Below are 16,504 nucleotides of genomic sequence, written 5' to 3' on the forward strand. Positions count from 1 at the left end.
TCAGCTCAACTCCGAGTCGATGAACCGGAAGATCTCTTCGTCGTCGGCGTCCGCGAGCTGCTCGCTGACCGACTCCGCCGACGCGTGGCCCGCGTCCGGCTCCGGGGCCAGCCGGCCCACCAGGGCTTGCAGCCGGGCCAGTGCGCGCCGCCGGTCGTCCTCGTCGGACACCTCGGCCAGGACGCCGGCCAGCCGGTCGAGTTCCTCGTCCAGCGAGCCGACGGCCGCCGGGGCGGGGGCCGCCAGCTGCCCGCGCAGATGGTCGGCGAGCCCGTCGGGGGTGGGGTGGTCGAACACCGCCGTGGCCGACAGCCGTACGCCGGTGGCGGCGCGCAGCCGGTTGCGCAGGTTGACCGCGGCCAGCGAGTCGAAGCCGAGGTCGGTGAAGGGCCGCCCGGTGGGCAGTGCCTCGGGGTCGTCGTGGCCGAGGACGACGGCGGCCTCCCGGCGTACCAGCGCGACGAGTTCACGGCGCTGGTCGGCCTCGGGCAGCGCGGCGAGCCGGGCCGCCGTGGCGGAGCCGTCCGCGGCTTCCTCCGGGTCGCCGGGGCCGCCGGTGCCGCCCGCGTCGGTGGTGAGGCTGGCGCGGACCTCGGGCAGCTCGCTCAGCAGCGGGCTGGGCCGGGCGGCGGTGAACGCGGGGGCGAGGACGGCCCAGTCCACGTCGGCCACGGTCACCGCGGTGTCGGCGTGCCGGACGGCGTCGGCCAGCGCGGCGAGCGCCTGCTCGGGGTCCAGGGCCAGCACGCCCCGCCGGCGCAGCTGTTCGCGGCGCTGCGCCTCGACGCCGGCGTCCGCCGCGCCGAGCCCGGCGCCCTGCCAGGGGCCCCAGGCGATGGCGGTGGCGGGCAGCCCGCGGGCCTGCCGGTGCCGGGCCAGCGCGTCGAGGTAGGCGTTGGCGGCGGCGAACGCGCCCTGTTCGCTCCCGCCCCAGGTGGCCGCGACGGAGGAGAACAGCACGAACGCGTCCAGGTCGGCGGTGAGCCGGTGCAGGTTGGCCGCGCCGCGCGCCTTGGTGGCGAGGGTGGCGGCGACCTCGGCGAGACCGGTGCCGGTCAGCGGGCCGGAGCGCAGGGTGCCCGCGGTGTGCACCACCGCGGTCAGCGGCAGCTGTGCGGGTATCCCGGCGAGGAGTTCGGCCAGGGCGGTCTCGTCGGCCGGGTCGCAGGTGCTCAGGGTGACCGGGACGCCGAGGTCGTCGGGTGCGGTGGCGGCGGGGTCGTCGGTGGTCAGGACGAGCGCCTGGGCGCCGTTCCCGGCCAGCCAGCGGGCCACCGGCAGCCCCATCGGGCCGAGGCCGTCGGTGACGAGGACGGTGCCGGTGGGCCGCCACTGCCGGGCCGGGGTGCGCCCGGCGAGCGGTGCGTGCGCCAGGCGCGGCACCAGCACTCCGGTGTCGCGCACCGCGGCCTGGTCCTCGGCTCCGGCCAGCAGCGCGGCCAGCCGGTCCAGCCCGCGGCGCGGATCCTCGGGCAGGTCGACGATGCCGCCGAAGAGCTTCGGGTGTTCCAGCGCGAGCGTGCGGCCGAGGCCCCAGAGCATGGCCTGTTCGGGGTGCGGCACCCGGTCGGCCGGGGTGGCGGCGACCGCCCCACTGGTGACCAGCCACAGCGCGGTGTCCGTGCCGGCCAGGTCCCGCACCAGCTCCAGGGTGGCGGCCAGCCCGGCGGGCACGGCGGCCTCCTCCGGATGCGGCCCGTCGACCAACCCCAGCAACGAGACGACCCCCCGCACCGGCCCGCTTGCGGGCGGTACGACACCGGGTGCGGTGCCAGGGGACAGGGCGGACGTAGGGGTGCTGCCCGGTGCGGTGCCGGTGTGGGCGGCAGCCGGTGCGGTGCCGGTGTCAGCGGCGACCGGTGCGGTGCCAGTGCGGTCGGCGACCGATGCGGTGCCGGTGTCGGCGGCAGCCGGTGCGGTGCCGGTGGGGTCGGCCAAGGAAGGGGTGCCGGGTGGCACAGCGCCCGGGCCGTTCCCGGGAGACACGGCGTCCGATTCCGACGCGGCGAGGAGGGCGTCCGATCCCGGCCCGCCCGGGCCGACGTCCAAGCCCGACCCAGCAGACAAGGCGTCCGATCCCGATCCGCCGAACGGAGCAACTCCTGTCCCTGCAACGGCGGTTACCGCATTGCCAGTGACCACCGCGCGTACCGCCTCGGGACCGATCACGTGGGCCTCGGCGCCGGCGCGGGTGAGGGCGGCGGCGCATTCCTCGGCGAGGGGCAGGCCGTCGGGGGCGACCACGAGCCAGGTGCCGGCCAGTACGGCCTCGGGCGGGTCGGCCGGTCGCCAGCCCACGGTGTAGCGCCGGCCGTCGGCGGTGGCGGACGCCTCCCTGGCGGCGCGCCAGGCGGCCAGGCCGGGCAGCACCTCGGCGAGCGGCTGCGCCGGGACGCCGAGCAGGTCGGCCAGCGCCTTGGGGTCGTCGGGGTCGGCGCCGTCGACCGCCGTCCAGAACGCGCCGTCCATCGTGCCGGTGCCGGTGCCGGTGGGCTCCGGGGCGGCGAGCCAGTAGCGCTGCCGCTGGAAGGCGTACGTCGGCAGGTCCGCCGGGGCGGGCCGCGAGGTGTCGAAGGCGGCGGCCAGCCGCACCGGCACCCCGGCGACCTGGGCCTCGGCGACGGAGTGCAGGAACCGGTCGAGGCCGCCCTCGTCGCGGCGCAGCGAGCCGACGACGGTCACCTCGTCCAGCGTGCCGTCGATCCCGGGCACCAGCACCGGGTGGGGGCTGACCTCGACGAAGGCGCGGTGGCCCTGCTCGGCGAGGGCGCGCACGGCGTCGGCGAAGCGGACGGTCCGGCGCAGGTTGCGGTACCAGTAGCCGGCGTCCAGCGCGGCCGGGTCGGCCCAGTCGGCGGTGACGGTGGAGAACAGGGGCACCGTCGCCTGCCGGGGCCGTATCCCGGACAGCGCCTCGACCAGCCGGGCTTCGATGCGTTCGACCTGGGCGGAGTGCGAGGCGTAGTCGACCGCGATCCGGCGGGCCCGTACGCCGCGCTCGGCGCAGTCGGCCAGCAGTCGCTCCAGGGCCTCGGGGGCGCCGGACACGACCGTGGAGGCGGCGCCGTTGACCGCGGCGACGGTCGCCCCGCCGTCGGCGGGCAGCAGACCGGTCACCTCGTCGGCGGGCAGCGCCACGGACACCATCCCGCCGTGGCCGGTGAGTTCCTCGGCGATCAGTCCGCTGCGTACGCAGACCACCGCGGCGGCGTCACGCAGGGACAGCGCCCCCGCCACACAGGCCGCCGCGATCTCCCCCTGCGAATGCCCCACCACCGCATCCGGCTCCACCCCGAACGACCGCCACAACGCCGCCAACGACACCATCACCGCGAACGACACCGGCTGCACCACATCCACCCGGTCAAGACCCGGCTCACCCGCCTCCCCCCGCAACACACCCAGCAGCGACCAGTCCGCGAACTCCCCCAACGCCTCCGCACACTCCGCCATCCGCGCCGCGAACACCGGGGAAGAGTCCAGCAGTTCCACCGCCATCCCCGCCCACTGCGCCCCCTGCCCCGGAAACACGAACACCGTACGGCCGACATCGCCGGCGGTGCCGGTGACGACGTGCGGGGCGGGCTCGCCGGCCGCCAGCGCGGTCAGCCCGGTGAGGAGGTCGTCGCGTCCGGAGGCGACGACCACGGCGCGATGGGTGAGTGCGGCGCGCCCGGCGGCCAGGGCGGCGGCCGGTTCGGCCGGTGCGATGTCCGGCCGGTCGGCCAGCCAGCCGCGCAGCCGGCCGGCCTGGGCGCGCAGCGCGGCCGGGGTGTCGCCGGACAGCGGCACCGGGACGACCCGCTGCGGCTCCGCCGGCCGGGCGGGCGGCTGCGGGGCCTGTTCGATGATCACGTGCGCGTTGGTGCCGCTGATGCCGAAGGAGGACACCGCGGCGCGGCGCGGCCGCTCGCGCTCCGGCCAGGGCCGGGCCTCGTCGAGCAGCCGTACCCCGCCGGCCGACCAGTCGACGTGCGGGGTGGGTTCGCCGAGGTGGAGGGTGCGCGGCAGCACGCCGTGCCGCAGCGCCTCCACGACCTTGATCACCCCGGCGACGCCGGCGGCGGCCTGGGTGTGGCCCAGGTTGGACTTGACCGAACCGAGCCACAGCGGGTCGTCCTCGCGGCCCTGGCCGTAGGTGGCGAGCAGGGCCTGCGCCTCGATCGGATCGCCGAGCGCGGTGCCGGTGCCGTGCGCCTCCACCAGGTCGACCTCGGCCGGGGACAGACCGGCGGCGGCCAGCGCGGAGCGGATGACCCGTTCCTGGGAGGGGCCGTTGGGGGCGGTGAGCCCGTTGGAGGCGCCGTCCTGGTTCACCGCCGAGCCGCGCAGCACGCCGAGGATCCGGTGGCCGTTGCGGCGCGCGTCGGACAGCCGCTCGACCACCAGCAGGCCGACGCCCTCGGACCAGACGGTGCCGTCCGCGTCCGCGGAGAACGCCTTCACCCGGCCGTCGGCGGCCAGGCCGCGCTGCCGGGAGAACTCGATGAAGGTGCCCGGCGTGGCCATCACGGTGGCGCCGCCGGCCAGAGCCAGCGAGCACTCCCCCGCGCGCAGCGCCTGCGCCGCCAGGTGCAGGGTGACCAGTGAGGAGGAGCAGGCGGTGTCCACGGTCACCGCGGGCCCCTGGAGACCGAAGGTGTAGGCGATGCGGCCGGAGGCGACGCTGCCCGCGGTGCCCGCGCCGAGGTAGCCCTCGACGTCCTGCGGTGTGCTGGGCAGCCGGGTGGCGTAGTCGTGGTACATGACGCCGACGAACACACCGGTGTCGGTGTCGCGCAGCGACAGCGGGTCGATGCCGGTGCGTTCCAGCGCCTCCCAGGAGGTCTCCAGGAGCAGCCGCTGCTGCGGGTCCATGGCGAGCGCCTCGCGCGGCGAGATGCCGAACAGGCCCGCGTCGAACTCGGCGGCGTCGTGCAGGAAGCCGCCCCTGGTCAGGTAGGTGTGTCCGGCCCGGTCGGGGTCGGGGTCGTAGAGCCGGTCGGTGTCCCAGCCGCGGTCGGTGGGGAACGGGGAGATGCCGTCGCCGTCCCCGGTCACCAGCCGCCAGAGGTCCTCCGGGGAGCGCACTCCGCCGGGGTAGCGGCAGGCCATGCCGACGATGGCGATCGGCTCGTCGGCCGGGCCGGTGCGGCGGGGCGTGGTGCGGGCCGGGGTGGCGGCCTCGGTGAGCCTGCCGAGCAGGTACTCGGCGGTGGCCTCGATGCTCGGGTGGTCGAAGGCCAGCGTGGCGGGCAGCGTCAGTCCGGTGCTCGCCGCCAGCCGGTTGCGCAGTTCCACCGAGGTCAGCGAGTCGAAGCCGAGGTCGGTGAAGGCGCGCCGGTCGCCGGGTCCGGCCGCGCTGTCGTGGCCGAGGGTGGCGGCCACCGCCGTACGCACGGTGTCGCGGACCAGTCTGCGGCGGGCGGCCTCGTCGCGGTCGGCCAGTGCGGCCCGGAGGGCGCCGGTGCCGGCGGCGCTGCGGGCGGGGACGCGGACCAGGCCGCGCAGCACCGGGGCCGGTGGCACGGTGCGGGCCTGCTCGCGCAGCGCGGGCAGGTTCAGCCGGACGGGGACGGCCAGCGCGGTGCCGGCCGGGACGGCGGTGTCGAACAGCCGCATCCCCTCGGCGGGTTCGAGCGGCACCACACCGAGCCGTTCGATGCGCTGCCGTGCGGCGCCGTCCGCGGTGTCGCCCATGCCGCCCGCGCCGCTCCACAGGCCCCAGGCCAGGGACACGGCGGGCAGCCCGGCCGTGCGCCGCCGGGCGGCCAGGCCGTCGAGTACGGCGTTGGCGGCGGCGTAGCCGCTCTGTCCGGGGCTGCCGAGGATCCCGGCGGCCGAGGAGAACAGCACGAAGGCGGTGAGGTGGTGACCGCGGGTCAGCTCGTCGAGGTGCAGCGCGGCGGCCGCCTTGGGCCCGAGGACCCGGTCGATGCGGTCGGGGGTCTGGGCGGCGAGCATCCCGTCGTCCAGCACTCCGGCGGCGTGCACCACGCCCCTCAGCGGGCGCTCGGCCGGGATCCCGGCCAGCAGCGCGGCCAGCGCCTCGCGGTCGGCCACGTCGCAGGCCACCACCTGGGCGTCGGCACCCAACTCGGCGAGTTCTGCGACCAGTTCGGCCGCGCCCGGGGTGTCCGGTCCGCGGCGCCCGGCGAGCAGCAGGTGCCGTACGCCGTGCTCGGCGGCCAGGTGCCGGGCCAGTACCGAGCCGAGTGCCCCGGCGCCGCCGGTGATCAGTACGGTGCCTTCCGGGTCCCATGCCTCGCGGTCCCCTGGGGCAGGCTCACGGTGTGCTGCCCCTCGGAGCAGCCGCGGCACGAGCAACGCGCCGTTTCGGACGGCCAGTTGGGGCTCGCCGGTGGCGAGGGCGGCGGCGTCGGGCAGGCTGCCGTCGCTGTCCAGCAGCACGATGCGGCCCGGGTGCTCCGACTGGGCCGAGCGGGCCAGGCCCCAGACGGCCGCGGCGCCCAGGTCGGTGCCGTCGGTGGAGCCGGAGGTGCGCAGCACCAGCGTGCTGCCGGTGAACCGCTCGTCCGCCAGGAACCGCTGGGTGAGAGCCAGGACCCGGTGGGTGGCGGCGGCGATCCGGGCCGGGTCGTCCGCGGTGGCCGGCAGCGGGGCCAGCAGCCACGGTCCGGGCGGGTCGGTGACGGCGGCGAGGTCGAGGCCGGTACCGAGGTCGGTGAGCTCGGGAAGGTCGGCGGGCGTGGGTCCGCCGGGCAGCGGCGTCCAGCCCAGCGTGTACAGCGCCTCGGTCGCGGGGTCCGCGGTGTGCAGCCCCTCCGGGACCGGGCGCAGTGCCAGGCCGTCCACGGTGAGCACCGGGGCGCCCTGCCCGTCGTACGCGGTGATCGCGACCGCGCCGTCGGCCGGGGTCAGCCGTACCCGCAGGGTCGTCGGGGCGGCGCCCTGCCAGAGGGTCACCCCGGACCAGGCGAAGGGCAGCGCGGCCCGGCTCGCTCCGGGGTCGGTGGCCAGCGCGTGCAACGCGGCGTCCAGCAGCGCCGGGTGCACCCCGAAGCCGCCGGGTTCGGCCGGGGCGGGCAGGGTCACCTCGGCGAACAGCTCGGTGCCGGTGGCGGTGTCCCGGCGCCGCACGGCGCGCAGCCCGCGGAACACCGGGCCGTAGGCGAGCCCGCGGTCGGCCAGCAGCTCGTACAGCTCGGCCGGTTCGGTCTCGACCGTCTCGGCGCCGTCGGCGTCGGCCGGGGACCAGTCCGCCGGCTGCGGTGCGGTGCCGGCGGGCGGTTCGACGGTGCCGGTGGCGTGCCGGGTCCACGGTTCCTCGGCGAGTCCCGTCTCGGTACGGGAGTACACGCTCACCGCGCGGCGGCCCTGTTCGTCGGGCGCGCCGAGGACCAGTTGCAGGGCGGCGGCGCCCCGCTCGGCCAGCACCAGCGGGGTGTCCAGGGTGAGTTCGGTGATCCGGCCGCAGCCCAGTTCCGCCCCGGCGCGGGCGACGAGGTCGAGGAACGCGGTGCCGGGCAGCACGGTCCGGCCCGCCACCACATGGTCGGCGAGCCAGGGCTGGGTGGCGAGGGACAGCCGTCCGGTGAAGAGCACTCCGGCGCCGTCGGCGAGGGCCACGGCCGCGCCGAGCAGCGGGTGCCCGACCGGGCCGAGGCCGATCGCCCCGGCGTCGGCGGCGCTCTCGCCGGTCAGCCAGAACCGGCGGTGCTGGAACGGATAGGTGGGCAGCGGGACCGGCGCCGGGGCGCGGCCCTCGGTGAGCGCGGTCCAGTCCGCGGAGATGCCGTGCACATGCAGCCGGGCCAGGGAGTCCAGCAGGGCCGGAAGCTCGTCCCGGCCGTCGCGCAGGGTGGGCAGCACCACCCGTTCCACGCCCCGCCCGGTCTCCTCCCCGGCCTCGGCGGCCAGGCAGTCCCGGGCCATCGAGGTCAGCGCGGCGCCCGGGCCGATCTCGACGAACGCGGTGGCTCCGGCCTCGGCCAGGGCGCGTACCGCGGGCAGGAAGCGCACGCTGTCGCGGACGTTGGCGACCCAGTGCTCGGGGTCGGTGATCTCCCGCTCGGTCAGCGGCGCCCCGGTCACGGTGGACACGACCGGCAGCCGCGGCGCGCCGATCGGCAGTCCGGCGACGATCTCCCGGTACTCGGCGAGGATGCCGTCCACGTGCGGGGAGTGCGGGGCCATGGTGACCCGCAGCTGCCGGGTACGGCGGCCCTGCGCACGCCAGTGGGCGCCGATCCCGGCGACCGTGTCGGCGTCGCCGGACACCACCACCGAGCGGGGGCCGTTGACGGCGGCCAGCCGGACCCGGCCGGTGTGTTCGGCCAGCTGGGGGGCGAGTTCGTCCTCGGTGGCCTCGACGGCGACCATCGCGCCGCCCTGGGTGGCCCGCGCCATCAGCCGGCCGCGGGCGGTGACCAGGGTGGCGGCGGCGGCGAGGGTCAGCGCCCCGGCGACATGCGCGGCGACGATCTCGCCGACCGAGTGGCCGGCCACCAGGTCCGGGCGCAGGCCCCAGCTCTCCGCACACCGCACCAGGGCGACTTCCACGGCGAACAGCGCCGCCTGGGTGAAGTCGGTGCGGTCGAGGAGCGCGGCCTCGGGGCTGCCCTCGGCGGCGTACAGCACCTCGCGCAGCGGCCGGGGCAGATGCGGGTCGAGTGCCGCGCACACCGTGTCGAGCGCTTCGGCGTAGGCGGGGAACTCCGCGGCCAGTGCGCGGCCGGCGCCGAGCCGCTGGGAGCCCTGGCCGGGGAAGAGGAAGGCGAGTTTCCCGGCGTCGGCGGCGCGGCCGGTGACGACGTCGGGGTCGGGGGTGCCCGCGGCGAGCGCGGCCAGCCCGCGGTGCGGGTCGGCGAGGACGGCGGCCCGGTACGGGTGTGCGGCGCGGGTGGTCAGCAACGAGTGGGCGACGACGTGCGGTTCGAGGGCCGGGTGCTCGGTGAGGTGGGTCAGCAGGGCGGCGGCCTGCGCGCGCAGCGCCGGTTCGGTGCGGGCCGAGACCACGACCGGCAGCGGCAGCGCCGGCCGGGCCGGGGCCGGCGCCGGCTCCCCGGGCGGGGCCTGCTCGATGATGATGTGTGCGTTGGTGCCGCTGACGCCGAAGGAGGAGACGGCGGCGCGGCGGGCCCGGCCGGTCTTTGGCCAGGGGCGCGGTTCGGTCAGCAGGGACACCGCGCCGGCGGTCCAGTCCACGTGCGGGCTGGGTTCGGCGATGTGCAGGGAGCGGGGCAGCAGCCCGGCCCGCAGGGCGAGGACGGTCTTGATGATCCCGGCGACGCCGGAGGCGGCCTGGGTGTGCCCGATGTTGGACTTGACCGAGCCGAGCCAGAGCGGTTCGCCGTCGCGGTCCTGGCCGTAGGTGGCGAGCAGCGCCTGGGCCTCGATCGGGTCGCCGAGGGTGGTGCCGGTGCCGTGCGCCTCGACGGCGTCGACGTCCTGCGGGGTCAGTCCGGCCGAGGCCAGCGCGGTGCGGATCACCCGCTGCTGGGAGGGGCCGTTGGGCGCGGTGAGCCCGTTGGAGGCGCCGTCGGAGTTGACGGCGGAGCCGCGCACCACGGCCAGTACCGGGTGACCGGCGGCGCGCGCGTCGGACAGCCGCTCCACCAGCAGCATGCCGGCGCCCTCCGACCACGCGGTGCCGTCGGCGGCGGCGGAGAACGCCTTCACCCGGCCGTCGGCGGCCAGGCCGCGCTGCCGGGAGAACTCCACGAACAGCCCCGGGGTGGCCATCACGGTGGCGCCGCCGGTCAGCGCCAGGTCGCACTCCCCGCGGCGCAGCGCCTGGGCGGCCAGGTGCAGCGCCACCAGCGAGGACGAGCAGGCGGTGTCGACGGTCAGGGTGGGGCCCTCGAGTCCGAACGCGTAGGCGAGCCGGCCGGAGGCGACGCTGGCCGCGTTCCCGGTGAGCCGGTAGCCCTCCACGCCCTCGGCGGCGCGGTGCAGCATCGGGCCGTAGTCCTGGCGCATCACGCCGACGAACACGCCGGTGCGGCTGCCGCGCACGGTGGCCGGGTCGATCCCGGCGCGTTCGAAGGTCTCCCAGGAGGTCTCCAGCAGCAGCCGCTGCTGCGGGTCGGTGGCGAGCGCCTCGCGCGGGTTGATGCCGAAGAACTCGGCGTCGAACCCGGCGGCGTCGCGCAGGAATCCGCCGTGCCGGGTGTACGACGTTCCGGGCCGGTCGGGGTCGGCGTCGAACAGGGCGTCCAGGTCCCAGCCGCGGTCGGTGGGGAACTCGGTGATGCCGTCGCCGCCGTCCAGCAGGAACCGCCACAGCTCCTCCGGGGAGCGCAGCTCGGGCGGGAACCGGCAGGCCATGCCGACGATCGCGATGGGCTCGTCGGTGACGACGCCGGAAGCGACCGGCGCGGCCTGCGCGGGCTCGTCCGCGCCGAGATGGGCGGCGAGGGCGGCGGGGGTCGGGTAGTCGAAGACGAGGGTGGCGGGCAGGGTGGTGCCGGTGGCCGCGGTGAGCCGGTTGCGCAGCTCCACCGCGGACAGCGAGTCCACGCCCAGCGCGCGGAACTCCGCCTGCGGGTCGATGGCGTCGGCGTCGGTGTGGCCGAGCACGGCGGCGGCCTCGGCGCGCACCAGCGCCAGCAGCTCCTCGGCGGTGCGGGCGGCCGGCCCGCTGGCCGCCTCGGGCCCGGTCGCGGCGGCGGCCCGGCGGCGGGGGGCGCGGACCAGGCCGCGCAACAGCGGGGGCAGCAGCGCGGGGTCGGCGGTGCGCACCCGGACCTTGGCGGGCAGCAGCACCGGCTCGTCCACGGCGAGCGCCGTGTCGAACAGGGCCAGCGCCTCCTCGGCGGACAGCGCCTGCACTCCGGCGCGGGCCATCCGGGCCAGGTCCGCCGCGGACAGCTCCCCGGTGATGCCGCTGGGCGGGGCCCACAGACCCCAGGCGAGCGACTGGGCGGGCAGCCCGGCCGCGCGCCGCCGGCCGGCCAGCGCGTCCAGGCAGGCGTTGGCGGCGGCGTAGTTGGCCTGGCCGGGGCCGCCGAGGGTGCCGGTGGCCGAGGAGAACAGCACGAAGGCCGCGAGGTCGTGGCCGCGGGTCAGCTCGTCCAGGTGCTGTGCGGCGGCCACCTTGGGCCGGAGCACCGCGGTCAGGCGCTCCGGGGTCAGCGCGGTGAACAGCCCGTCGTCGGCGACCCCGGCCGCGTGCACCACGGCGGTGAGCGGGTGTTCCTCGGGTATGCCAGCCAGCAGCGCGGCCAGCGCCTCCCGGTCGGCGGCGTCGCAGGCCACCACCTCGGCACGGGCGCCCGACGCGGCCAGCTCGTCGGTCAGTTCACGCGCGCCCGGGGTGTCGGGGCCGCGGCGGCCGGTGAGCAGCAGATGCCGTACGCCGTGCTCGCGCACCAGGTGCCGGGCGACCAGCGCGCCGAGCGTGCCGGTGCCGCCGGTGATCAGCGCGGTGCCGTCGGGGTCGAGCGGGCGGGGCAGGGTGAGCACCAGTTTGCCGGTGTGCCGGGCCTGGCTGAGGTACCGGAAGGCGTCCGCGGCCCGGGCGACCGGCCACACCGACGGCTCCGGCGGGGTCAGCGCGCCGGCGGCGAACAGCTCCAGCACCGCGGCCAGCAACTGCCGCATCTCGTCCGGCGCCAGCTGCATCAGGTCGAACGGCTGGTAGACGATCTCCGGGAACGCGGCCGGGTCGCGCAGATCGGTCTTGCCCATCTCCAGGAACCGGCCACCGGGGCGCAGCAGTTGCGCGGAGGCGTCGACGAACTCACCGGACAGCGAGTTGAGTACGACGTCGACGGGGCCGAACTTCTCGGCGAAGGCGGTGTCGCGGGAGGAGGCGATGTGCGCGTCGTCCAGCCCGAGGTCGCGCAGCACCTGCCACTTGCCGGGGCTGGCGGTGCCATAGACCTCGGCGCCCAGGTGCCGGGCGAGCTGTACGGCGGCCATGCCGACGCCGCCCGCCGCGGAGTGGATCAGCACCGACTCGCCGGCCCGCAGCCCGGCGAGCCCGACCAGCCCGAGGTGGGCGGTGAGATGGGCGATCGGCATGGCGGCGGCCTGCTCGAACGTCCAGCCGTCCGGGATCGGTGCCACGGCGGCCCGGTCGGCGACCGCGACCGGGGCGAACGCGTCACCGAACAGGCCCAGCACCCGGGTGCCCGGGGCGAGGTCGGTGACATCGGCGGCCACCTCGGTGACCACACCGGCGCCCTCGCCGCCCAGCGCCACCTCGCCCGGGTACATGCCCAGCGCGATGAGCACATCGCGGAAGTTCAGCCCGGCCGCGCGCACCGCGATGCGCACCTGCCCCGGTCCCAGCGGGCCGGCCGCGGCCGGGGCGGGCACCAGCGCGAGGTGGTCCAGGGTGCCCGGCCGGGTGACGGCCAGCCGCCAGTGCCGGTCGGCGGGCGGCACCAGCTGGGGCCGGACCAGCCGGGGGGCGAGCAGCGCGCCGTCACGCACCGCCACCTCGGGCCGCCCGGCGGCCGGTACGGCGCCGAGTGCGCGCCGGGACGCGGGGGTGCCGTCGAGGTCGGCCAGCAGGATCCGGTCGGGCTGTTCGGCCTGCGCGGCCCGCAGCAGCCCCCACACCGCCGCGCCGCCCGGATCGGCGGGGCCGTCGGCGGGTCCGGTGGCGACCGCGCCGGTGGTGACGACCAGCAGCCGGGCGGGCGCCGCGCTGCCGGCCAGCCAGTCCTGCACCTGGCCCAGCACGGCCGTGGTGACCTGCTCGACGGGCTGCCCCGGCGCGACGGCCAGCACGGTGACGTCGGCGGGACCGCCGTCCCCGGTGAGGTCGGTTCCGGCGGCGCGCAGCTCGCCGGCCAGCGGCTCGGGCAGCTCCCCGTGCACCGACCAGGGGCCGGCGACGGGCCGGTCGGGGGCCGGGATGCCGTCCCAGTCCAGCCGGAACAGCGCGTCGTGGAGCGGTCCGTTCGTGTCGGGGCCGGTGGCGGCACGCAGGGTGAGCGAGCCGACCGAGGCGACGGGAGCACCGGAGGCGTCGAACAGGTCCAGCGCGACGGTGCCCTCACCGGTGGGCGTGAGCCGGACCCGGGCGGCGGCCGCTCCGGCGGCGTGCAGCCGGACATCGGCCCAGGAGAACGGCAGCCGCGCGGTGCCGGTGTCGTCGGTCAGCGCGAGCGCGTGCAGCGCTGCGTCCAGCAGCGCCGGGTGCAGCCCGAACCGGCCGGCACGGTCGCGGTGTTCGCCGGGCAGGGCGACCTCGGCGAGGATGTCCGCGCCGCACCGCCAGGCCGCGCGCAGCCCCTGGAACGCCGGGCCGTAGCCCAGTCCGCGGGCGGCGAGACCGTCGTACACCGTGTCCACGGCCAGCGGTACGGCGCCCTGCGGCGGCCAGGCCGTCAGGGTGGCCGCCGCGCCGGTACGGGTGTCGGCGGTCAGGGTGCCGGTGGCGTGCAGCGTCCACGGCTCGTCCTCGGAGGCGTCCTCGGCCAGCGAGTAGATCTCCACGGCGCGACGGCCGTCGTCCTGTGCCTCGCGGACGGCCAGTTGCAGCCGGACCGCGCCGGTGTCGGTGAGCAACAGCGGCGCCCGCAGGACGAGTTCCTCGACCCGGTCGCAGCCGACCCGGTCGGCGGCTTGCAGGGCGAGTTCCAGGAAGGCCGCGCCGGGCAGCACGATCGCGCCGGAGACCCGGTGGTCGGCCAGCCAGGGCTGGGACGGCACCGACAGCCGGCCGGTGAGCAGGTAGGCGTCGGACCCGGCCAGCGCGGTGGCCGCGCCGAGCAGCGGGGTGCCCGCCGGAAGCAGCCCGACGGCGCCGACATTGCCGCCGGAGGCCGACTCCAGCCAGAAGCGGCGGCGTTGGAACGCGTAGGTGGGCAGCTCGACGCGGGCCGCGGGGGGCAGATACGACGCCCAGTCGACCGTACCGCCATACACATGGAACCGGGCCAGCCCCGCGGCCAGCGCACGCACCTCCGGCTGCTCACGGCGCAGCAACGGCACGAACACCGCCGTACTGTCCTCCGGCACACAGTCCGGACCGGCAGCAGTGAGCGCGGTGTCCGGACCGACCTCCACGAACCGCGTCACACCCTGCGCATGCAGATGAGCCACCGCATCAGCGAAACGAACGGTGTCCCGGACATTACGCACCCAATAGTCGGCATCCACCGGAACCGCACCGACATCCACCGTCGACACGAACGGAATACGCGGAGCAGCGAACTCGACACCGGCTATCGCGGCACGGAACCGCTCCAACACCGGCTCCACCAGCGGCGAATGGAAGGCATGGCTCACCCGCAGCCGCGTGTGCCGCCACCCCCGCTCCCCCGCCCGCTCCGCAACATCCTCCACCGCAGCCACCGCACCCGACACCACCACCGACCGCACCCCATTGACGGCCGCAACCCCCACCTCACCCGACAGGATGCCCGCAACCTCATCCTCACCCGCGTTCACCGCGAGCATCGCCCCACCCGCCGGCAACTCCTGCATCAACCCAGCCCGCGCACACACCAACACCACCGCGTCATCCAGCGACAACACCCCCGCCACATGCGCAGCCGCCACCTCACCCACCGAGTGACCGACCACGAAGTCCGGCACCACACCGAACGACTCCAGCAGCCGGAACAACGCCACCTCGAACGCGAACAGACCACACTGCGCGAACAACGTCTGGTCCAGCCGCTCCCCGCCGTCCAGGACCACATCCCGCACCGGATGGCCCAGCACCGCCTCCAACCGCCCGCAGACATCACCGAACACGTCCGCGAACACCGGGTAGTGCTCGGCGAGTTCACGCCCCATCGCCGGGCGCTGCGACCCCTGACCCGAGAACAGGAACCCGGTACCACCGCCGCGCCCGGCGACGCCGCTGATCACCCCGGAGGCGCCGTCGGCCAGCGCGGCCAGCCCCGCCAGCAACTCCTCGCGGTCGGTGGCGACCACGGCACCGCGGTGCTCCAGAGCGGCCCGGGACAGCGCCGCCGTGCGGGCCACCTCGGTGACGGTGGGCGCGGGTTCGGCGAGCAGGTGGTCCCGCAACCGCGCCGCCTGCGCGCGCAAGGCGTCGGCGCTGCGACCGGACACGAGCACCGGCACCGGCCCCGCGACCGCAGGCGGCTCGGCGACGGGCTCGGTGGCGGGGGCCTGTTCGATGATCACGTGGGCGTTGGTGCCGCTGACCCCGAACGCGGAGACAGCCGCCCGGCGGACCTCCGTCTCCGGCCAGTCGGTCGTCTCGGTGAGCAGCCGCAGCGGGCCACCGGACCAGTCGATGTGCGGGGACGGGGTGTCCACGTGCAGGGTGCGCGGCAGCACCCCATGGCGCATCGCTTGCACGACCTTGATCACACCGGCGACCCCGGCAGCCGCCTGGGTGTGTCCGATGTTGGACTTCACCGACCCCAGCCACAGCGGCCGGTCGCGGTCGGCGCCGTACGTCGCCAGCAGTGCCTGTGCCTCGACGGGGTCGCCCAGCGCGGTGCCCGTGCCGTGCGCCTCCACCGCGTCGACGTCCTCGGGGGACAGGGCCGCGTTGGTCAGCGCCTCGACGATGACCCGGCGCTGTGCCTGGCCGTTGGGTGCGGTCAGCCCGTTGGAGGCGCCGTCCTGGTTGACGGCGGAGCCGCGGATGACGGCGAGCACCGGGTGCCCGTTGGCCTGTGCGTCGGACAGCCGCTCCAGCAGCAGCATGCCGACGCCCTCGGACCAGCCGGTGCCGTCGGCGGCGGCGGAGAACGCCTTGCAGCGGCCGTCGGCGGCCAGGCCGCCGAGGCGGTCGAACTCCACATAGGTGCCCGGAGTGGACATGATGGTCACGCCGCCGGCGAGCGCCAGCGACGTCTCCCCGGAGCGCAGCGACTGCACCGCCAGATGCAGGGTGACCAGCGAGGAGGAGCAGGCGGTGTCCACGGTGACCGCAGGGCCTTCGAGGCCGAAGGTGTAGGCGACCCGGCCGGTGGCGATGCTGGCGGCGTTCCCGTTGCCGATGAAGCCGTGCAGCTCCTCGGGCACGCTGTCCATCAGGGTCGCGTAGTCGTGGTACATCACCCCGGCGAACACACCGGTACGGCTGCCGCGCAGCGAAGTGGGGTCGATCCCGGCGCGTTCGAACGCCTCCCAGGAGGTCTCCAGCAGCAGCCGCTGCTGCGGGTCCATCGCCAGCGCCTCGCGCGGCGAGATGCCGAAGAAGCCGGGGTCGAAGTCACCGGCGCCGGTGACGAACCCGCCGAGCCCGACCGGCAGTCCGGTCAGGTCCCAGCCGCGGTCGGCGGGGAACCCGGAGATCCCGTCCCGGCCCGCGGCCAGCAGCTCCCACAGCTGCTCGGGGGTGCTGACCCCGCCGGGGTAGCGGCAGGCCATGCCCACGATCGCGATCGGCTCGCGCCGGGCCTGTTCGATCTCGGCCAGCCTGCGCTGGGCGCTCTGCGCCTCGGCCAGTGCGCGCCGGAGATACTCCCGGAGCTTGTCCTCGTTTGCCACGCGGTCTTCCTTCCCTGCCCCTAGCTGGCGCCGAGGTCGTCGACGAGGCCGAACAGTTCGTCGTCGGAGGCCGACGACAGGTCGTGCTCCGCGGCGGCAGCGGTCTGCTCCTCGCCGCCGTACTTGG

1 protein-coding gene is annotated in these 16,504 nt (G+C 76.4%); it reads right to left on the reverse strand.

The features are described from left to right. Entirely contained in the window at positions 1-16,377 is a 16,377-nt protein-coding gene (locus tag ACZ5CZ_RS34590; RefSeq protein WP_468948532.1) for an SDR family NAD(P)-dependent oxidoreductase, read from the reverse strand. Between the last annotated feature and the right edge of the window lie 127 nt (positions 16,378-16,504).

Source organism: Streptomyces sp. NPDC031418 (assembly GCF_055581605.1).